The following is a 16,623-nucleotide window of genomic DNA, read 5'->3' on the forward strand; positions in this document are numbered from 1 at the left end:
TCTCGGGCAGGGGCGGTACCCGCACCGACTGGCCCGGCTGCACCCGGTCCGAGGCCTTCACCCGCGCGCCATCGAGGCGCAGCTCGCCCTTGCGGCACATCTTCTCGATCGGCCCCTGGCCGAGCTGCGGAAACCGCCGCCGCAGCCAGCGGTCGAGCCGTTGATCCCCCTCCTCGGGGCCCACCACAACTGTCTGTACCCGGCTCATCGCGCCACTCCACCTTTGCTCATGCCCAAACCGCGCGTGCCGCGAACGCCCCCGCCACGACCGCCAGCAACGACAGCCCCACCGAGGCCGCCACATATCCCGCCGCCAATCCCCAGTGCCCCCGCTCCCACAACGCCAGCGCATCGAGCGAGAACGTCGAGAACGTCGTGAACCCGCCCAGCAGCCCGGCCACCAGGAACGGCGCCGCGCGCATGGCCCCACGCTCGGCCAGCCAGACGAACAGCACGCCAATCAGGAAACACCCCACCACATTGACCACAAGCGTCCCCAGCGGGACCCCGGGCCCCAGCAGCCGCACGCTCGCCGTCTGGACGCCGAACCGCGCCATCGATCCCAGCGCGCCGCCCAGTGCCACCTGTGCCAGTGTCCAGCCCATCGTCCCATCCCCCGTGCGCCCGGCCCGTCATCCGCCGCCCTGCCGGCGGGCGCGCGCGCGCACAAGCCACTCCACGCGCTTGCGCAGCTCGCGCTCGAACCCGCGTTCCACCGGGGCATAGAACACCGGGCGCTTCATGCCCTCGGGGAAATAGTCCTGCCCCGAAAACCCGTCCTCGGCGTCGTGGTCATAGAGATACCCCGCACCATACCCCTGCGCCTTCATCAGCCCCGTCGGCGCGTTGAGGATATGCGCCGGCGGCGGGGCCGAGCCGGTCCGCTTCGCCTCGGCCCGCGCGGCCTTCCACGCGCCGTAGACCGCGTTCGACTTGGGCGCCAGCGCCAGATACACCACCGCCTGCGCGAGCGCCAACTCCCCCTCGGGGCTGCCCAGCCGCTCATAGGCCTGCCAGGCCTCCAGACACTGTCCCAGCGCCTGCGGATCGGCCAGGCCGATGTCCTCGGTCGCCATGCGGGTGATGCGCCGTGCAAGGAAGCGCGGGTCCTCGCCGCCCTCCAGCATCCGCGCGAGCCAATAGAGCGACGCGTCCGGGTCCGACCCCCGCACAGCCTTGTGCAGCGCCGAGATCAGATTGTAGTGCCCGTCCCCGGACTTGTCATAGACCGCCGCCCGCCGCATCAGCCGCGCCGACAGGCCTGCACCATCCACCGGATCGACCGCGCCCCACGCCGCCACCTGCTCGATCAGGTTCAGAAGCGCCCGCCCGTCGCCGTCAGCCATCCCGATCAGCGCCGCGCGCGCGTCCGGCGCCAGCGGCAGAGGCCGCTCCAGCGCCGCCTCGGCCCGTGCCACCAGCCGCGCCAGATCGTCGCTGCCCAGCCGATCCAGCACGATCACCTGCGCGCGGCTGAGGAGCGCCGCGTTCAGCTCGAACGAGGGGTTCTCGGTCGTGGCGCCCACCAGCACGATGGTGCCGTCCTCCATGTGCGGCAGGAAGCCGTCCTGCTGGGCGCGGTTGAAGCGGTGGATCTCATCCACGAACAGAAGCGTCCCCTGCCCCGTGGTCCGTCGCGCGCGCGCGGCGTCGAACACCTTGCGCAGCTCCGCCACGCCGGAGAAGATCGCGCTGATCTGCACGAAGCTGTGGCCGGACTGCCCGGCCAGCAGCCGCGCGATGGTGGTCTTGCCCACCCCGGGCGGACCCCACAGGATCAGCGACGACAGCCGCCCCGAGGCCAGCATTGCCCCCAGCGGGCCGCCGGACGCCAGCACCGCCTCCTGGCCCACGACATCCTCCAGCCGCGCGGGGCGCATCCGGTCGGCCAGAGGGCGCGCGCCGTCCTGTGCCGGGGGCGCAGCAACCGGCGTGCCGTCGGGAAGGTTGTCGAAAAGATCGGGCATCACCGCCTCGCCACCGCCACAGGGGCGCAGCCTAGCACGCGGCCCCAAGGGTCCACCACGGGCGGGCACCACGCAAAAGGGGCCCGCCAGCGGCGGACCCCCGAGGTTCTGCGCGCGGGCCTCAGGCCTCTGCGGGGGCCAGCTCATCCTCGGCCTCGACGCGGGCGCGGTCACCGGCGCCCTTGGCCTCCGGGTCGCGGTCCACGAACTCGATGATGGCCATCGGCGCCATGTCGCCATAGCGGAACCCGGCCTTCAGGATGCGCAGGTAGCCGCCCGGACGCTCGGCATAGCGGGGGCCGAGGACCTCGAACAGCTTGGCGACATAGGCGTCCTGCTTCAGCCTGGACGCGGCCTGGCGGCGGGCATGCAGGTCGCCACGCTTGGCCAGCGTGATCAGCTTCTCGACGATCGGGCGCAGTTCCTTGGCCTTGGGCAGGGTCGTCTTGATCTGCTCATGCTCGATCAGCGATCCGGCCATGTTGGCGAACAGCGCCTTGCGGTGTTCATGGGTGCGGTTCAGGCGGCGGTATCCGCGGGCGTGACGCATGGGATTTCTCCATCTCTTCGTGTTTTGCTTTGTCCGGCGGTCCCTCGTGTGGGTCCGCTCACCTTGGGGCCATCAGGCCCGGCCGGGGGCGCGCACGCCCCCGGAAGTTCAGAACTGGTCTTCGAACCGCTTGGCGAGGTCCTCGATGTTCTCCGGCGGCCAGTCCTCGACGTCCATGCCGAGGTGCAGGCCCATCCCGGCGAGCACTTCCTTGATCTCGTTGAGCGACTTGCGCCCGAAGTTGGGCGTGCGCAGCATCTCAGCCTCGGTCTTCTGGATCAGATCGCCGATGTACACGATGTTGTCGTTCTTGAGGCAGTTGGCCGAACGCACCGACAGTTCCAGCTCGTCGACCTTCTTGAGCAGGAGCGGGTTGAACTCCAGCCCGCTGTCGGAATCAGCGCGGCCCGCGGCCTCCGGCTCGTCGAAGTTGACGAAGATCTGCAGCTGGTCCTGCAGGATGCGCGCGGCATAGGCCACGGCGTCCTCGGGGGTGACGGTGCCATCCGTCTCCAGCTTCATCGTCAGCTTGTCATAGTCCAGCACCTGCCCCTCGCGGGTGGGCGTGACCTCGTAGGCGACCTTGCGCACCGGCGAGTAGATCGCGTCGATCGGGATCAGCCCGATGGGCGCATCCTCGGGGCGGTTCTTGTCGGCCGCGACATAGCCCTTGCCGGTGTTCACCGTCAGTTCCATGTACAGCTGCGCGCCGTCGTCGAGGTGGCAGATCACATGCTCGCGGTTGAGGATGTGGATGCCGCTCGTCTCGGTGATGTCCGCCGCCGTCACGACGCCGGGACCACGGGCCGACACCGAGAGCCGCTTCGGCCCGTCGACATCCATCCGCAGCGCGATCCCCTTGAGGTTCAGCACGATGTCGGTGACGTCCTCGCGCACACCCGCGACCGAGGAAAACTCGTGCAGCACATTGTCGATCTGCACGCTGGTGATGGCCGCGCCCTGCAGCGAGGACATCAGCACCCGCCGCAGCGCGTTGCCCAGCGTCAGGCCAAAGCCGCGCTCCAGCGGCTCGGCGGTCACGGTGGCTTGCCGCGCAGGGTCGTTGCCGGCCCTGACGTCGAGCTGCATCGGCTTGATCAGCTCTTGCCAGTTCTTGTGGATCATGCGTGTCGCCTCCATACCTGCCCGCCGCCCATGGTCCGTAAGCGGCCGACGCCCGAGGATCTCTGAAACAGGCGCAGGCCGCGCCACGGCGCGGCCCGTCCCGTGCGTCGCTGGATCAGACGCGCCGACGCTTCGGCGGGCGACAGCCGTTGTGCGCAATCGGCGTCACGTCGCGAATCGCGGTGATGTCGAAGCCCACCGCCGCCAGCGCACGCAGCGCCGATTCGCGGCCCGAGCCGGGGCCCTGCACCTCGACCTCCAGCGTGCGGACGCCGTGTTCCTGCGCCTTCTTGCCCGCATCCTCGGCCGCAAGCTGCGCGGCATAGGGCGTGGACTTGCGCGAGCCCTTGAAGCCCATGGCGCCGGCCGACGACCAGGCGATCGCGTTGCCCTGCACGTCCGAGATCAGGATCTTGGTGTTGTTGAAGGAGCTGTTCACATGCGCCACACCCGCGGCGATGTTCTTGCGCTCCTTGCGCTTGATGCGTGTCTTGTCGCGTGCCATGTTCCCGCCCCCTTATTTCTTCTTGCCGGCAATGGCTTTGGCCGGGCCCTTGCGGGTGCGGGCATTGGTGTGCGTGCGCTGACCGCGGACCGGCAGGCCCCGACGGTGGCGCAGGCCGCGGTACGAGCCGAGGTCCATCATGCGCTTGATGTTCATCTGGGCGGTGCGCCGCAGCTCACCCTCGACCGTCAGGTTCGCGTCGATGTGCTCGCGGATCGCGAGGACCTCGGCGTCCGACAGCTCGTTGACGCGGCGATTCGGGGCGATGCCCGTCGCTTCGCAGATCTGCATGGCAACGGTGCGCCCGATGCCGTGGATATAGGTCAGCGCGATGGGAACGCGCTTGCCCGTAGGGATGTTGACGCCGGCAATACGTGCCAAGATTTCCGTCCTTTCGTTGCGGTTCCGTAATACCAGAACCTTTTTTCACAACGCAGGGCCCGGTGCGCGCCTGGCTTCCGGGCCCATCGAGATAGGTCGGCCGTCAAGCGCCCGTCGAATCCCGTGCGAGTGCGGTTCACTAGGGCGTCAGGGCGGGGGCGTCAAGCACGAACGACGCCCCGCACCGTCAGCGACGCGAGGGCGCCCCGCGCGGCTTGCCACCGCGCCGCTTGCCCCGCAGCTTGGACTTCTCCAGCAGGCCTTCGTACTGGTGCGCCAGCAGATGCGACTGCACCTGGCTGATGGTGTCCATGACCACCACCACGACGATCAGCACCGAGGTCCCGCCGAAATAGAACGGGATCGCGAACTGCGCGCGCAGGACCTCCGGCAGCAGACACACCGCCGCGAGATACGCCGCCCCGACCGTCACGATGCGGTTGACGACGTAATCGAGGTACTCCTCGGTCCGCTTGCCCGGCCGGATCCCCGGGATGAAGCCGTTCTGGTTCTTCAGGTTCTCGGCCACGTCCTCGGTCTTGAACGACACGTTCTGGGTATAGAAGAACGCGAAGAACACGATCATCGCCGTGAAAAACAGCAGATAGAGCGGCTGCCCGGGACCGAAATAGGCCAGCACCGTGGACATCACCGGCCCCGCCGCCTGCCCCGAGAAGGTGGAGACGGTCACCGGCAGCAGCAGCAGCGACGACGCGAAGATCGCCGGAATCACCCCCGCCGGGTTCACCTTGATCGGCAGGTGCGACGAGCCGCCGTCATACACCTTCATCCCCACCTGACGGCGCGGATACTGGATGGTGATCTTTCGCAGCGCTCGTTCCATGAACACCACGAAGGCGATCACCGCGACCACAAGCACCATCACCCCGATAATGACCGCCGGGCTGATCGCGCCCGACCGGCCCTGGCTGAAGAACTGCGCCAGCGCGGCGGGGATCTCGGCGATGATGCCGACAAAGATGATCAGAGAGATGCCGTTGCCGATGCCGCGCGCGGTGATCTGCTCGCCGATCCACATCAGCATCATGGTGCCGCCCACCAGCGTGATGATGCACGAGATGCGGAAGAACCAGCCCGGGTCGGTCACCAGATCGCCCGCCTCCAGGCTGACGGCGAGGCCATAGGCCTGGAACGTCGCCAGGAACACCGTCCCGTAGCGGGTGTACTGGTTGAGCTTCTTGCGCCCCTGCTCGCCCTCCTTCTTCATCGCCTGCAACGACGGCACCATGGCCGAGAGCAGCTGCACGATGATCGCGGCCGAGATGTAGGGCATGATGCCGAGGGCGAAGATCCCCATGCGGCTAATGGCGCCGCCGGTGAACATGTTCAGCATGCCGCCGATGCCGGCGGCCGCGCTGTCCATGAAATCACGCAGGGCAAGGCCGTCGATCCCCGGCACCGGGATGTACGTCCCGATCCGGTAGACGATGAGCATCCCGAGGGCAAAGACGATCCGCCTGCGCAGATCCGTTGCCTTCACCAGGGCGGCCCAGCTCGTGTTGGCCGCCATCTGCTCCGCTGCTGATGCCATTCGCTTGCTCGCTCAATGCGGGCGCCGCCGAACCGGTCTCCGGTCGGCGGCGCGGGAAACCTAGGGGCAGGATGTAAGCGGCCCGAGGGCCGCCCACAACCGTCTTTCGGGCGGGGTGGCCGCCCGCCCGCTCATTCCGCCGCTGGGGCGGCCGTGGTGACGGTCAGCGAGCCGCCGGCTGCTTGGACCGCGGCGATGGCGGGCTGCGACGCCCCGGTGACCGTGATCGCCACCCTGGTCGTGAACGCACCCTTGGCCAGCACGCGCACACCGTCACGCTTGCGCCGCACCAGACCCGAGGCGACCAGCGCGTCCTCGGTGATCGGCTGGGACGCGTCGATCTTGCCCGCGGCGATGAACTTCTCGATCAGGCACAGGTTCACGACCGCGAATTCCTTGCGGTTCGGCTTGGTGAAGCCGCGCTTGGGAAGCCGCTGGTACAGCGGCATCTGGCCGCCCTCGAAGGCGTTGATCGACACGCCCGAGCGGGACTTCTGGCCCTTGATGCCGCGTCCGCCCATCTTGCCCTTGCCCGAGCCGGGGCCGCGGCCGACGCGCATCCGCTTCTTGGTGGCGCCGGGGTTGTCGCGCAGTTCGTTCAGCTTCATGTCGCTTGTCTCCTTGCCGGATGGGCCGGGGGAAGCGACGCCCCCGACCAACGCAGCGTGATGCGCGGTGTCAGCCGCGCTCTTCGATGATCTGCACCAGGTGCGGGATCTTGTTCACCATGCCGCGCACGGCGGGGGTGTCCTCGAGTTCACGCACACGGTGCATCTTGTTCAGGCCCAGGCCCTTCAGCGTCGCGCGCTGAATGGCCGGGCGGCGGATGGGCGAACCCACCTGCTTGACCACGATGGTCTTGGACATCTGAGCCTCCTTACGCCCCGGCGGTTTCGGTGGCCGCGTCGGGCTCGGACTTCTTCAGGATGTCGGCCACCTTCTTGCCGCGCCGCGACGCGACCATCCGGGGGCTCGACTCCAGCTTCAACCCGTCCATCGTGGCGCGGATCATGTTGTAGGGGTTCTGGCTGCCGAGGCTCTTGGCCACGACGTCCTGAAGACCCAGCATCTCGAACACGGCCCGCATCGGGCCGCCCGCGATGATCCCCGTCCCCGGCACCGCCGAGCGCATCACGACCCGACCGGCGCCGTGGCGCCCCTCGATGTCGTGATGCAGGGTCCGGCCCTCGCGCAGCGGCACGCGCACGAGGCCGCGCTTGGCCTGCTCGGTGGCCTTGCGGATCGCCTCCGGAACCTCCTTGGCCTTGCCCTTGCCGAAGCCGACGCGGCCCTTCTGGTCACCGACCACCACGAGAGCAGCAAACCCGAAGCGCTTGCCGCCCTTCACCGTCTTGCTGACGCGGTTGATCGCCACCAGACGGTCGGCGAACTCGGGGGTCTCGTCGCGGTCGCGGCGATCCCTGCGGTTGTCGTCTCTCGCCATACCCGTCTCCTCAGAACTTCAGGCCGCCGGCCCGGGCGGCATCCGCCAGCGCCTTGACCTTGCCGTGAAAGAGAAAGCCACCCCGATCGAAATAGCACTCCTCGATGCCGGCGGCCTTGGCGCGCTCGGCGATCGCCGTACCGATCTTGGCGGCGGCTTCGACGTTGTTCACGCCCACGATCCCCAGATCCTTCTCCAGGGACGACGCGGCGGCCAGGGTGCACCCCTGGACGTCGTCGATCAGCTGCACGCTGATGTTGCGGTTCGAGCGGTGCACCGACAGCCGAGGCCGCCCGTTCGCCATCTTCCTGAGCTTGCTGCGCACGCGCTGGCGGCGCTTGATGAACAGCTCTCGCTTCGTGTTCGCCATCTTGAGCGCCCCTTACTTCTTCTTGCCTTCCTTGCGGAAGATATACTCGCCCTTGTAGCGGATGCCCTTGCCCTTGTAGGGCTCGGGGCGGCGCCAGTTGCGGATCTCTGCCGCGACTTCGCCCACCACCTGCTGGTCGATACCTTCCACGGTGACCTCGGTGTTCTTGTTGACGCTCAGGGTGACCCCCTCGGGCGCCTCGTAGACCACCGGATGGCTGTAGCCGAGCGCCAGTTGCAGCGCCTTGCCCTGCATCGTCGCCCGGTAGCCGACGCCGACCAGTTCCAGCTCGCGCTTGAACCCGTCGGTGACCCCGGTCACCAGGTTGGCAACCATGGTGCGGCTCATGCCCCACTGCTGGCGTGCCACCTTGTTGAGGCTGCGCGGACGCACCACGATGGCGTTGCCGTCCATCGTGATGTCCACATCGTCGGTCGCGGTGAAGCTGCGGGTCCCCTTGGGCCCCTTCACCTGAACCGTCTGGCCCTTGATCTCGGCGGTTACGCCCTTCGGCAGCTCCACCGGTCTCTTTCCGATACGCGACATGTCGCCCCCCTCAGAATACCCGGCAGAGCACTTCGCCGCCAACGTTGGCCGCGCGCGCCGCTGCATCCGACATCACCCCCTTGGGGGTCGACACCACATTCACGCCCAGCCCGTTGCGCACGTTCGGAATCTCGCGCACACCGGCATAGACGCGCCGACCCGGCGTGGACACCCGCGACAACTCGCGGATCACCGGGCGGCCTTCGTGGTACTTCAGGCTGATCACCAGCTCCGGGTGACCGCGCTCGTCGGTCCCCGCCTCGTACCCACGGATATAGCCTTCGTCGGCCAGCACATCGAGCACCCATGCCCGAAGCTTGGAGGCCGGCGTCTTGACGGTCGACTTGCCTCGCATCTGCGCATTGCGGATGCGGGTCAGCATGTCGCCGAGAGGATCGCTCACAGACATCCCGTTCTCCTCACCAGCTCGACTTGACCATGCCGGGGATCTGCCCGTTGGAGGCAAGATCCCGCAGCGCGATACGGCTGATCTTCAGCTTGCGATAATACGCCTTCGGCCGACCGCTGACCTGGCAGCGGTTGTGCAGCCGCGAGGGCGCCGAATTGCGCGGCAGCTCCGCGAGCTTCAGGTGCGCCTTGAAACGCTCTTCCATCGAGCGGTTCTCGTCCTTGGCGACGTCCTTCAGCGCGGCGCGCTTGGCGGCGAACTTCGCCACCATGCGCTGGCGCTTCTTCTCGCGCTCGACCATGGATTTCTTGGCCATGTGTTCTCTCCCTCCCGCGCTCAGGCCGCAAACGGCATGTTGAAATGCTTCAACAACGCCCGGGCCTCGTCGTCCGTGGCCGCGGTGGTGCAGATGATGATGTCCATGCCCCAGACCTCGTCGATCTTGTCGTAGTCGATCTCGGGGAACACGATGTGCTCCTTCAGGCCCATGGCGTAGTTGCCATAGCCATCGAAGGAGGTCGCCTTGACGCCGCGGAAGTCGCGCACGCGCGGCAGGGCCACGGTGACCAGGCGGTCCATGAACTCGTACATGCGGTCGCCGCGCAGCGTCACCTTGACGCCCAGCGGCATCCCCTCGCGGACACGGAAGCCCGCGATGGACTTCTTGGCGCGGGTGATCACCGCCTTCTGGCCGGCGATGGCGGTCAGGTCGGCCTCGGCCGACTTGATCTTCTTGGAGTCCTTGACCGCCTCGCCGATCCCCATGTTCAGCACGATCTTGTCGAGCCGCGGGATCATCATGACGTTGCGGTAGGCGAACTCCTCGCGCATCGCGGGACGGATCGTCTCGCGGTAAAGGGTGCGCAGGCGCGGGGTGTAGGTGGCGGTGTCAAGCATCAGATCGTCTCCCCCGTCGTCTTGGCAAAGCGAACCTTCTTGCCGTCCTCGACGCGGAAGCCCACGCGGGTGGCTTTTCCGGCGGTATCGACGAGGGCGAGGTTCGACAGGTCGATCGGCATCGGCGTCGGAATGCGCCCGCCCTGGCCCTGCGCGGTCTGCTTGGTGTGGCGGATCGCGATGTTGATCCCCTCCACCACGGCCTTGTTGTCCGCAGGCATCACACGGGCGATCTCACCCTGCTTGCCCTTGTCCTTGCCGGTGAGCACGACGACCTTGTCGCCTTTTTTCAGTTTGGCGGCCATCACAGCACCTCCGGCGCCAGGCTGATGATCTTCATGAAGTTCTTGGCGCGCAACTCGCGCACCACCGGCCCGAAGATACGGGTGCCGATCGGCTCGCCGGAGTTGTTGAGGATCACCGCCGCGTTGCGGTCAAAACGGATGGCCGTGCCATCCTCGCGCCGCACTTCCTTGGCGGTGCGCACGACGACGGCCTTGCGCACGTCGCCCTTCTTGACGCGGCCGCGCGGGATGGCTTCCTTGACCGACACCACGATGATGTCGCCCACGGAAGCGTATCGCCGCTTCGACCCGCCCAGGACCTTGATGCACTGAACCCGGCGAGCGCCGGAGTTGTCAGCGACATCCAGATTGGTCTGCATCTGGATCATGGGGTTTCTCCCGACCTTTGGGACCGTGTCCCAGGGTTTCGATCAAACCGGAGGGCCGTCGCTCTACTGAACGACAACCTCCCAGCGTTTGGTTTTCGACACCGGGGCGCATTCCTGGATGCGGACGCGGTCGCCGGTCTTGAACTGGTTCAGCGGGTCGTGCGCCCGGTACTTCTTGGACTTCCGCACGGTCTTCTTGAGCAGCGGGTGGATGAAGCGCCGCTCCACCAGAACCGTCACGGTCTGGTCGTTCTTGTCGCTCGTCACCTTGCCTTGCAGGATGCGCTTGGGCATGTTCTCGTCCTCAGCTCTCGGTGGCCGCAGTGCGGGCCTTGTCGTTCAACACCGTCATCACGCGCGCCACGTCGCGGCGCACCGTCCGCATGCGGGAGGTGTTCTCGAGCTGGTTCGTGGCCTTGCGGAAGCGCAGGTTGAACGCTTCCTTCTTGAGCTGGACAAGCTGATCGCGCAGCTCGTCCGGCGTCTTGTTCCGCAATTCGTTGGCGTCCATCGCCGTCGTCCCCTCGACATCACCGGCGGGCCCCCGAGGCGGGGTCACCCTGTCATCCGGTGGATGAAAGATTACCTCGCAACGCCGAGTCGCCCCGGCGCCGCAGATGGGTCCGTATAGGGGCCTTGCACCCGATGGGCAAGCAAAACCTCCGGAACCCCCGAACGCAAAGGCCCCGCCGCGTGCGGCGGGGCCTGTCGCACGGTGCGCGCGCGACCTTACCAGTCTTCGCGCACGACCACGCGGGTCTTGATCGGCAGCTTCATCGCCGCAAGGCGCAGCGCCTCGCGGGCAATGGCGTCGTTGACCCCGTCGATCTCGAACATCACACGGCCAGGCTTGACCTTGCACGCCCAGAAATCGACCGAGCCCTTGCCCTTGCCCATCCGCACCTCGGTGGGCTTGGACGACACGGGCACATCGGGGAACACGCGGATCCACACCCGGCCCTGACGCTTCATGTGGCGCGTCATGGCACGGCGGGCGGCCTCGATCTGGCGGGCGGTGATCCGCTCCGGCTCGGTGGCCTTCAGACCGAACGAGCCGAAGTTCAGGTCGAACCCGCCCTTGGCCTCACCCTTGATGCGGCCCTTGTGCTGTTTGCGGAACTTGGTCCGTTTCGGTTGCAGCATCTTGCTTCTCCCTCAACGCCGACTCAGCGGCGCGGCGGCCGGCCGCCACCTTCCTGCAACTCCGACGCCCGACGCTCGCGCGCCTGGGGGTCGTGCTCCAGGATCTCACCCTTGAAGATCCAGACCTTCACGCCGATGATCCCATAAGGCGTCTTCGCCTCGGACAGCGCGTAGTCCACGTCGGCCCGCAGCGTGTGCAGCGGCACGCGCCCCTCGCGGTACCACTCGGTCCGCGCGATCTCGGCGCCGCCCAGACGGCCCGCGACGTTGACCCGGATCCCAAGCGCCCCCATCCGCATGGAGTTCTGCACCGACCGCTTCATGGCGCGGCGGAAGCTGACCCGGCGCTCCAGCTGCTGGGCGATGGATTCCGCCACCAGCTGCGCGTCCAGTTCCGGCTTGCGCACCTCGACGATGTTGAGGTGCAGCTCGCTGTCGGTGATGTTGGCAAGCTTGCGGCGCAGCGTCTCGATGTCCGCGCCCTTCTTGCCGATGATCACCCCGGGGCGCGCGGTGTGCACCGTGACCCGGCACTTGCGGTGCGGGCGCTCGATGATCACGCGGCTGATGCCCGCCTGCTTGCATTCCTTGCGGATGAACTCGCGGATCGCGATATCCTCAAGCAACAGATCCCCGAAGTCCTTGCTGTCGGCAAACCAGCGGCTGTCCCAGGTGCGGTTGACCTGAAGCCGCATGCCGATCGGATTGACCTTCTGACCCATCAGACTTGCTCCTCGACCTGCCGGACCTTGATGGTCAGTTCCGAAAACGGCTTCTGGATCTTGCCGAACCGGCCCCGGGCCCGCGGACGTCCGCGCTTGAGGACCATGTTCTTGCCGACCCAGGCCTCGGCGACCACCAGCTCATCCACATCCAGGCCGTGATTGTTCTCGGCGTTGGCGATGGCGGACTGCAGGCATTTCTTGACGTCGCCGGCGATCCGCTTCTTGGAGAAGGTGAGGTCGGTCAGCGCCCGCTCCACCTTCTTGCCACGGATGAGGGCGGCGACGAGGTTCAGTTTCTGCGGGCTGGTGCGCAGCATCCGCGTCTTGGCCATCGCCTCGGTCTCGGCCACGCGGCGCGGGTTCTTTTCCTTGCCCATGGCTTACTTCCTCTTGGCTTTCTTGTCGGCGGCGTGACCATAATAGGTCCGCGTCGGCGAATATTCCCCGAACTTCTGCCCGATCATGTCCTCGGAGACGTTCACCGGAACATGCTTCTTGCCGTTGTAGACCCCAAAGGTGAGGCCGACGAACTGCGGCAGGATCGTGGACCGGCGCGACCAGATCTTGATGACCTCGTTGCGGCCCGACTCGCGCACCTTCTCGGCCTTCTTCAGGACGTAGGCGTCGACGAACGGACCCTTCCAGACGGAACGTGCCATGGATTAGCGCCCCTTCTTCTTCGCGTGACGCGACCGCACGATCAGCTTGTCGGTCGTCTTGTTGCGGCGCGTACGGCTGCCCTTGGTGTCCTTGCCCCAGGGCGTGACCGGAGTCCGGCCGCCCGAGGTGCGGCCTTCGCCGCCGCCATGGGGGTGGTCGATGGGGTTCATCGCCACACCGCGCACGCTGGGACGCTTGCCCAGGTTCCGGTTGCGCCCGGCCTTGCCGAGGTTCTGGTTCGAGTTGTCGGGGTTCGACACCGCGCCAACCGTCGCCATGCATTCCTGGCGGACCAGACGCACCTCACCCGACGACAGCCGGATCTGGGCGTAGCCGCCATCGCGGCCGATGAACTGCGCATAGGTCCCGGCCGAACGTGCGATCTGCCCGCCCTTGCCCGGCTTCATCTCCACGTTGTGGACGATGGTCCCGATCGGCAGCCCCGAGAACGGCATCGCGTTGCCCGGCTTCACGTCCACCTTGGCGCCCGCGACGACCTTGTCGCCCACGCCGAGGCGCTGCGGCGCCAGGATATACGTTGCCTCGCCATCCTCGTAGCGCACCAGCGCGATGAAGGCCGAGCGGTTGGGATCGTACTCGATCCGCTCCACCAGAGCGGGCTCATCCCAGCGGCGGCGCTTGAAATCGATGATGCGGTAGAGGCGCTTTGCCCCCCCGCCCATGCGACGCATCGTGATCCGTCCGGTGTTGTTCCGGCCGCCCGACTTCGTCAGACCCTCGGTGAGGGCCTTGACCGGGCGACCTTTCCAAAGCTCCGAACGGTCGATCAGCACCAGCCCGCGCTGGCCCGGCGTCGTCGGCTTATACGACTTGAGTGCCATGCTTCCTGTCTTCCGTTAGCTTCGGACACAAGGTCCATCTTCGTCAAAAAAACCAGCGGCCCCGCTGCGGGGGCCGCCGAGTCGCGGTGTCGTATCAGAGGCCGGTGGTCACGTCGATGGTATTCCCATCCTCAAGCGTGACATAGGCCTTCTTGACGTCCTTGCGCACGCCGCGGATGCCGCGGAAGCGCTTGACCTTGCCCTTGGTGATGGTGGTGTTGACCGCCTTCACCTTCACGCCGAACACACCCTCGACCGCTTCCTTGATCTGCGGCTTGGAGGCATCCATCGACACCTCGAACACCACCGCGCCCGCCTCGGAGACCATGGTGGCCTTCTCGGTGATGATCGGCTTGCGGATCACGTCATAGTGCTGCGGTTTCGCGGCCATCTCAGGCACTCCCCTTGGGCTGGACCTTGAGGCGCGCCTCGAGCGCCTCGATCCCGGCCTTGGTGATCACCAGCGTGTCGCGGCGCAGGATGTCATAGACGTTGGCCCCGATCGAGGGCAGCACATCCACACCATCCAGGTTGCGCGCGGCGCGGGCGAAGTTCTCGTCCACGGCGGCTCCGTCGATCACGAGCACCTTGCGCCAGCCAAGCTCGCGCGCGGCCTTGGCCAGCACGGCGGTCTTGCCCTCGGCCATCGCCGCGGTGTCGAGCACCACGAGCTTGCCCGCCCCGGCCTTGGCCGACAGCGCATGCCGCAGACCCAGCGCACGGACCTTTTTCGGCAGGTCGTGCGCATGGCTGCGCGGCGTCGGGCCCTTGTAGACACCGCCCTTGCGGAAGATCGGCGCGTTGCGATCCCCGTGGCGGGCGCCGCCGGTGCCCTTCTGGCGATAGATCTTCTTGGTCGAGTAGCTGGTCTCGGAGCGGGTCTTCACCTTGTGGGTGCCGGCCTGGGCTTTCGCCCGCTGCCAGCGCACCACGCGGTGCAGGATGTCCGCACGCGGGTCCAGACCGAAGATCGCATCGTCGAGCTCGATCTCACCGGCCTTGCCGGCGTCGAGCGTGATGACTTCAGCCTTCATTCTTGCCTCCCTCGTCCGGGTTGGCGGCATCCTGCTCGGCCTGCTCGATGGCGGCCTGCTCGGCCTCCAGCGCAGCCTGACGTGCGGCTTCCTCCTCGGCGGCGGCCGCCGCGGCAGCTTCCTCCGCGGCCTTCTTGGCCGCGTCGGCAGCCGAGCGCAGCGCGGCCGGAAGGATCACGTTCTCGGGCGTGGCCTTCTTGACCGCGTCCTTGATCGTCACCCAACCCCCGCGCGAGCCCGGAACGGCGCCCTTGACCATGATCAGGCCGCGCTCGCTGTCGGTGCGCACCACCTGCAGGTTCTGCGTGGTCACCCGCGCAGCGCCCATGTGGCCGGCCATTTTCTTGCCCTTGAACACCTTGCCGGGGTCCTGGCACTGGCCGGTGGAGCCGTGCGCACGGTGGCTGATCGACACACCGTGGCTGGCCCGCAGACCACCGAAGTTGTGCCGCTTCATCGCACCGGCAAAGCCCTTGCCGATCGAGGTGCCCGCCACGTCGACGAACTGACCCTCGAAATAGTGGTCGGCCGTGATTTCCTCGCCCACCCCGATCAGGTTGTCGGGGCTGACGCGGAATTCCGCGAGCTTGCGCTTGGGCTCCACGCTGGCCTTGGCGAAGTGGCCGCGCATCGGCGCGGTCGTCCGCTTGGCCTTCGCGGCACCGGCGCCCAGCTGCACGGCCGAATAGCCGTCACGGTCGAGCGTCCGCTGCGCCACCACCTGGCAGGCATCGAGTTGAAGGACCGTGACCGGCACCTGCCGACCGTCGTCCATGAACAGCCGGGTCATGCCCAGCTTCTTTGCGATCACTCCAGAGCGCATCCCGAATGCCCCCTCAAACCTTGATCTCGACGTCCACGCCGGCGGCGAGGTCGAGCTTCATCAGCGCGTCCACCGTCTGCGGCGTGGGGTCGACGATGTCCAGGAGCCGCTTGTGGGTACGAATCTCCCACTGGTCGCGGCTCTTCTTGTCGATGTGCGGACCGCGCAGGACCGTGAACCGCTCGATGCGGTTCGGCAGCGGGATCGGTCCACGCACCTGGGCACCCGTGCGCTTGGCCGTATTCACGATTTCCTGCGTGCTGGCATCCAGCACGCGGTAATCGAAGGCCTTGAGCCGGATTCGGATGTTCTGACCTTGCATGGTTCTTCTTCCCTGGAATCGGGGGGCACACGACCCCCCATGCCGGCTCAGGCGAGGATTTTCGACACGACGCCGGCGCCCACCGTGCGGCCGCCTTCACGGATGGCGAAGCGCAGCTTCTCCTCCATGGCGATCGGCGCGATCAGCTCCACGACGAACTTCAGGTTGTCGCCCGGCATCACCATCTCGGTGCCCTCGGGCAGCTCCACCGTGCCGGTCACGTCCGTCGTGCGGAAGTAGAACTGCGGACGGTAATTCGCGAAGAACGGCGTGTGGCGCCCACCCTCTTCCTTCGTCAGGATGTAGGCTTCGGCCTCGAACTTGGTGTGCGGGGTCACCGACTTCGGCTTGCACAGCACCTGGCCGCGCTCCACGTCCTCGCGGCCGACGCCGCGCAGCAGCGCGCCGATGTTGTCGCCCGCCTCACCGCGGTCGAGCAGCTTGCGGAACATCTCCACGCCCGTGCACACCGTCTTCTTGGTGTCGCGGATGCCGACGATCTCGACCTCGTCACCGACGTTGATCACGCCGCGCTCCACCCGGCCGGTCACCACCGTGCCACGGCCCGAGATCGAGAACACGTCCTCGATCGGCATCAGGAACGGCTGGTCCACGGGGCGGTCGGGGGTCGGGATGTAGCTGTCCACGGCCTCCA

At 67.1% G+C, this 16,623-nt stretch carries 30 protein-coding genes; all 30 read right to left on the bottom strand.

Going from position 1 to position 16,623, the window contains the following annotated elements:
- Positions 1-208: S4 domain-containing protein (locus CCR87_RS07190; RefSeq protein WP_274609758.1), on the bottom strand; the 208-nt coding region annotated here is incomplete at its 3' end.
- A 19-nt stretch (positions 209-227) separates the two neighbouring features.
- Complete coding sequence (crcB, locus tag CCR87_RS07195; RefSeq protein ID WP_201156876.1) at positions 228-605, bottom strand: fluoride efflux transporter CrcB; 378 nt, start codon at positions 603-605, stop codon at positions 228-230.
- 27 nt (positions 606-632) lie between these two features.
- Positions 633-1,967 carry a replication-associated recombination protein A gene (locus CCR87_RS07200; RefSeq protein WP_201156877.1) on the bottom strand — a complete coding sequence of 445 codons (1,335 nt, stop codon included), beginning with the start codon at positions 1,965-1,967 and terminating at the stop codon, positions 633-635.
- A 121-nt stretch (positions 1,968-2,088) separates the two neighbouring features.
- A complete protein-coding gene (gene rplQ / locus CCR87_RS07205; RefSeq protein ID WP_201156878.1) occupies positions 2,089-2,517 on the bottom strand; it encodes a 50S ribosomal protein L17 in 429 nt (142 codons plus the stop codon).
- A 108-nt stretch (positions 2,518-2,625) separates the two neighbouring features.
- The gene (locus CCR87_RS07210) at positions 2,626-3,642 is read right to left on the bottom strand and encodes a DNA-directed RNA polymerase subunit alpha (RefSeq protein WP_201156879.1); all 1,017 of its coding nucleotides are present in this window, start codon (positions 3,640-3,642) and stop codon (positions 2,626-2,628) included.
- A 115-nt stretch (positions 3,643-3,757) separates the two neighbouring features.
- Positions 3,758-4,147, bottom strand: a complete 390-nt coding sequence (gene rpsK, locus CCR87_RS07215; RefSeq protein ID WP_201156880.1) for a 30S ribosomal protein S11 — start codon at positions 4,145-4,147, stop codon at positions 3,758-3,760.
- A gap of 12 nt (positions 4,148-4,159) precedes the next feature.
- Positions 4,160-4,528, bottom strand: a complete 369-nt coding sequence (gene rpsM, locus CCR87_RS07220; RefSeq protein ID WP_201156881.1) for a 30S ribosomal protein S13 — start codon at positions 4,526-4,528, stop codon at positions 4,160-4,162.
- Positions 4,529-4,715: 187 nt separating this feature from the next.
- Positions 4,716-6,080 (bottom strand): preprotein translocase subunit SecY, encoded by a 1,365-nt coding sequence (gene secY / locus CCR87_RS07225; protein WP_201156882.1) that lies wholly within the window; start codon positions 6,078-6,080, stop codon positions 4,716-4,718.
- A 131-nt stretch (positions 6,081-6,211) separates the two neighbouring features.
- Positions 6,212-6,688 carry a 50S ribosomal protein L15 gene (gene rplO / locus CCR87_RS07230; protein ID WP_201156883.1) on the bottom strand — a complete coding sequence of 159 codons (477 nt, stop codon included), beginning with the start codon at positions 6,686-6,688 and terminating at the stop codon, positions 6,212-6,214.
- A gap of 70 nt (positions 6,689-6,758) precedes the next feature.
- The gene (gene rpmD, locus CCR87_RS07235) at positions 6,759-6,947 is read right to left on the bottom strand and encodes a 50S ribosomal protein L30 (protein WP_201156884.1); all 189 of its coding nucleotides are present in this window, start codon (positions 6,945-6,947) and stop codon (positions 6,759-6,761) included.
- Positions 6,948-6,957: 10 nt separating this feature from the next.
- Positions 6,958-7,524, bottom strand: a complete 567-nt coding sequence (gene rpsE, locus CCR87_RS07240) for a 30S ribosomal protein S5 (protein WP_201156885.1) — start codon at positions 7,522-7,524, stop codon at positions 6,958-6,960.
- Positions 7,525-7,534: 10 nt separating this feature from the next.
- Positions 7,535-7,894, bottom strand: coding sequence for a 50S ribosomal protein L18 (gene rplR / locus CCR87_RS07245; protein ID WP_201156886.1), 360 nt, complete (start codon positions 7,892-7,894; stop codon positions 7,535-7,537).
- A gap of 12 nt (positions 7,895-7,906) precedes the next feature.
- Positions 7,907-8,440: a 50S ribosomal protein L6 gene (rplF, locus tag CCR87_RS07250; RefSeq protein WP_201156887.1), complete on the bottom strand. Its 534-nt coding sequence runs from the start codon at positions 8,438-8,440 to the stop codon at positions 7,907-7,909.
- Positions 8,441-8,450: 10 nt separating this feature from the next.
- Positions 8,451-8,849 (bottom strand): 30S ribosomal protein S8, encoded by a 399-nt coding sequence (gene rpsH, locus CCR87_RS07255; protein ID WP_201156888.1) that lies wholly within the window; start codon positions 8,847-8,849, stop codon positions 8,451-8,453.
- Between the two features lie 10 nt (positions 8,850-8,859).
- On the bottom strand, positions 8,860-9,165 hold the full coding sequence (gene rpsN / locus CCR87_RS07260; RefSeq protein WP_201156889.1) for a 30S ribosomal protein S14: 306 nt from the start codon (positions 9,163-9,165) through the stop codon (positions 8,860-8,862).
- A 20-nt stretch (positions 9,166-9,185) separates the two neighbouring features.
- Positions 9,186-9,746: a 50S ribosomal protein L5 gene (gene rplE / locus CCR87_RS07265; protein WP_201156890.1), complete on the bottom strand. Its 561-nt coding sequence runs from the start codon at positions 9,744-9,746 to the stop codon at positions 9,186-9,188.
- On the bottom strand, positions 9,746-10,051 hold the full coding sequence (rplX, locus tag CCR87_RS07270) for a 50S ribosomal protein L24 (RefSeq protein WP_201156891.1): 306 nt from the start codon (positions 10,049-10,051) through the stop codon (positions 9,746-9,748). The genes rplE and rplX overlap by 1 nt, the downstream gene beginning before the upstream one ends.
- On the bottom strand, positions 10,051-10,419 hold the full coding sequence (rplN, locus tag CCR87_RS07275; RefSeq protein ID WP_133343005.1) for a 50S ribosomal protein L14: 369 nt from the start codon (positions 10,417-10,419) through the stop codon (positions 10,051-10,053). Before rplN ends, rplX begins: the two co-directional genes overlap by 1 nt.
- A 63-nt stretch (positions 10,420-10,482) precedes the next feature.
- A complete protein-coding gene (rpsQ, locus tag CCR87_RS07280) occupies positions 10,483-10,713 on the bottom strand; it encodes a 30S ribosomal protein S17 (protein ID WP_201156892.1) in 231 nt (76 codons plus the stop codon).
- Between the two features lie 10 nt (positions 10,714-10,723).
- Positions 10,724-10,930 (bottom strand): 50S ribosomal protein L29, encoded by a 207-nt coding sequence (rpmC, locus tag CCR87_RS07285; protein WP_201156893.1) that lies wholly within the window; start codon positions 10,928-10,930, stop codon positions 10,724-10,726.
- A gap of 218 nt (positions 10,931-11,148) precedes the next feature.
- The gene (rplP, locus tag CCR87_RS07290; protein ID WP_201156894.1) at positions 11,149-11,562 is read right to left on the bottom strand and encodes a 50S ribosomal protein L16; all 414 of its coding nucleotides are present in this window, start codon (positions 11,560-11,562) and stop codon (positions 11,149-11,151) included.
- A 23-nt stretch (positions 11,563-11,585) separates the two neighbouring features.
- Positions 11,586-12,284 (bottom strand): 30S ribosomal protein S3, encoded by a 699-nt coding sequence (gene rpsC, locus CCR87_RS07295; protein ID WP_201156895.1) that lies wholly within the window; start codon positions 12,282-12,284, stop codon positions 11,586-11,588.
- Positions 12,284-12,664: a 50S ribosomal protein L22 gene (rplV, locus tag CCR87_RS07300; RefSeq protein ID WP_201156896.1), complete on the bottom strand. Its 381-nt coding sequence runs from the start codon at positions 12,662-12,664 to the stop codon at positions 12,284-12,286. The genes rpsC and rplV overlap by 1 nt, the downstream gene beginning before the upstream one ends.
- Positions 12,665-12,667: 3 nt before the next feature.
- Positions 12,668-12,946 carry a 30S ribosomal protein S19 gene (rpsS, locus tag CCR87_RS07305; protein ID WP_201156897.1) on the bottom strand — a complete coding sequence of 93 codons (279 nt, stop codon included), beginning with the start codon at positions 12,944-12,946 and terminating at the stop codon, positions 12,668-12,670.
- Between the two features lie 3 nt (positions 12,947-12,949).
- Complete coding sequence (gene rplB / locus CCR87_RS07310; RefSeq protein ID WP_201156898.1) at positions 12,950-13,789, bottom strand: 50S ribosomal protein L2; 840 nt, start codon at positions 13,787-13,789, stop codon at positions 12,950-12,952.
- Positions 13,790-13,883: 94 nt separating this feature from the next.
- Positions 13,884-14,180, bottom strand: coding sequence for a 50S ribosomal protein L23 (locus CCR87_RS07315; protein ID WP_201156899.1), 297 nt, complete (start codon positions 14,178-14,180; stop codon positions 13,884-13,886).
- A 1-nt stretch (position 14,181) separates the two neighbouring features.
- Positions 14,182-14,823, bottom strand: a complete 642-nt coding sequence (rplD, locus tag CCR87_RS07320) for a 50S ribosomal protein L4 (RefSeq protein WP_201156900.1) — start codon at positions 14,821-14,823, stop codon at positions 14,182-14,184.
- A complete protein-coding gene (gene rplC / locus CCR87_RS07325) occupies positions 14,813-15,646 on the bottom strand; it encodes a 50S ribosomal protein L3 (RefSeq protein WP_201156901.1) in 834 nt (277 codons plus the stop codon). Before rplC ends, rplD begins: the two co-directional genes overlap by 11 nt.
- 13 nt (positions 15,647-15,659) lie before the next feature.
- On the bottom strand, positions 15,660-15,968 hold the full coding sequence (gene rpsJ, locus CCR87_RS07330) for a 30S ribosomal protein S10 (RefSeq protein ID WP_201156902.1): 309 nt from the start codon (positions 15,966-15,968) through the stop codon (positions 15,660-15,662).
- Between the two features lie 47 nt (positions 15,969-16,015).
- The coding region (locus CCR87_RS07335) for an EF-Tu C-terminal domain-related protein (RefSeq protein WP_242511904.1) at positions 16,016-16,623 on the bottom strand (608 nt) is incomplete at its 5' end.

This window comes from Rhodobaculum claviforme, assembly GCF_016653255.1.
GTDB lineage: Bacteria > Pseudomonadota > Alphaproteobacteria > Rhodobacterales > Rhodobacteraceae > Rhodobaculum > Rhodobaculum claviforme.

What these genes read in the sequence shown, in the direction of transcription:
- rpmD (WP_201156884.1), bottom strand. Translation starts at nt 6,947, where the DNA reads ATGTCCAAGACCATCGTGGTCAAGCAGGTGGGTTCGCCCATCCGCCGC.
- rpsH (WP_201156888.1), bottom strand. Translation starts at nt 8,849, where the DNA reads ATGTCTGTGAGCGATCCTCTCGGCGACATGCTGACCCGCATCCGCAAT.
- rpsS (WP_201156897.1), bottom strand. Translation starts at nt 12,946, where the DNA reads ATGGCACGTTCCGTCTGGAAGGGTCCGTTCGTCGACGCCTACGTCCTG.
- rplR (WP_201156886.1), bottom strand. Translation starts at nt 7,894, where the DNA reads ATGGCGAACACGAAGCGAGAGCTGTTCATCAAGCGCCGCCAGCGCGTG.
- rplX (WP_201156891.1), bottom strand. Translation starts at nt 10,051, where the DNA reads ATGGCCGCCAAACTGAAAAAAGGCGACAAGGTCGTCGTGCTCACCGGC.
- rpsC (WP_201156895.1), bottom strand. Translation starts at nt 12,284, where the DNA reads ATGGGTCAGAAGGTCAATCCGATCGGCATGCGGCTTCAGGTCAACCGC.
- rplQ (WP_201156878.1), bottom strand. Translation starts at nt 2,517, where the DNA reads ATGCGTCACGCCCGCGGATACCGCCGCCTGAACCGCACCCATGAACAC.
- CCR87_RS07210 (WP_201156879.1), bottom strand. Translation starts at nt 3,642, where the DNA reads ATGATCCACAAGAACTGGCAAGAGCTGATCAAGCCGATGCAGCTCGAC.
- rplE (WP_201156890.1), bottom strand. Translation starts at nt 9,746, where the DNA reads ATGCTTGACACCGCCACCTACACCCCGCGCCTGCGCACCCTTTACCGC.
- rplP (WP_201156894.1), bottom strand. Translation starts at nt 11,562, where the DNA reads ATGCTGCAACCGAAACGGACCAAGTTCCGCAAACAGCACAAGGGCCGC.
- rplB (WP_201156898.1), bottom strand. Translation starts at nt 13,789, where the DNA reads ATGGCACTCAAGTCGTATAAGCCGACGACGCCGGGCCAGCGCGGGCTG.
- rpsK (WP_201156880.1), bottom strand. Translation starts at nt 4,147, where the DNA reads ATGGCACGCGACAAGACACGCATCAAGCGCAAGGAGCGCAAGAACATC.
- rpsE (WP_201156885.1), bottom strand. Translation starts at nt 7,524, where the DNA reads ATGGCGAGAGACGACAACCGCAGGGATCGCCGCGACCGCGACGAGACC.
- secY (WP_201156882.1), bottom strand. Translation starts at nt 6,080, where the DNA reads ATGGCATCAGCAGCGGAGCAGATGGCGGCCAACACGAGCTGGGCCGCC.
- rplO (WP_201156883.1), bottom strand. Translation starts at nt 6,688, where the DNA reads ATGAAGCTGAACGAACTGCGCGACAACCCCGGCGCCACCAAGAAGCGG.
- rplC (WP_201156901.1), bottom strand. Translation starts at nt 15,646, where the DNA reads ATGCGCTCTGGAGTGATCGCAAAGAAGCTGGGCATGACCCGGCTGTTC.
- rplN (WP_133343005.1), bottom strand. Translation starts at nt 10,419, where the DNA reads ATGATCCAGATGCAGACCAATCTGGATGTCGCTGACAACTCCGGCGCT.
- rpsJ (WP_201156902.1), bottom strand. Translation starts at nt 15,968, where the DNA reads ATGCAAGGTCAGAACATCCGAATCCGGCTCAAGGCCTTCGATTACCGC.
- rpsN (WP_201156889.1), bottom strand. Translation starts at nt 9,165, where the DNA reads ATGGCCAAGAAATCCATGGTCGAGCGCGAGAAGAAGCGCCAGCGCATG.
- rpmC (WP_201156893.1), bottom strand. Translation starts at nt 10,930, where the DNA reads ATGGACGCCAACGAATTGCGGAACAAGACGCCGGACGAGCTGCGCGAT.
- rplF (WP_201156887.1), bottom strand. Translation starts at nt 8,440, where the DNA reads ATGTCGCGTATCGGAAAGAGACCGGTGGAGCTGCCGAAGGGCGTAACC.
- rpsQ (WP_201156892.1), bottom strand. Translation starts at nt 10,713, where the DNA reads ATGCCCAAGCGCATCCTGCAAGGCAAGGTGACGAGCGACAAGAACGAC.
- crcB (WP_201156876.1), bottom strand. Translation starts at nt 605, where the DNA reads ATGGGCTGGACACTGGCACAGGTGGCACTGGGCGGCGCGCTGGGATCG.
- CCR87_RS07200 (WP_201156877.1), bottom strand. Translation starts at nt 1,967, where the DNA reads ATGCCCGATCTTTTCGACAACCTTCCCGACGGCACGCCGGTTGCTGCG.
- rplV (WP_201156896.1), bottom strand. Translation starts at nt 12,664, where the DNA reads ATGGGCAAGGAAAAGAACCCGCGCCGCGTGGCCGAGACCGAGGCGATG.
- rplD (WP_201156900.1), bottom strand. Translation starts at nt 14,823, where the DNA reads ATGAAGGCTGAAGTCATCACGCTCGACGCCGGCAAGGCCGGTGAGATC.
- CCR87_RS07315 (WP_201156899.1), bottom strand. Translation starts at nt 14,180, where the DNA reads ATGGCCGCGAAACCGCAGCACTATGACGTGATCCGCAAGCCGATCATC.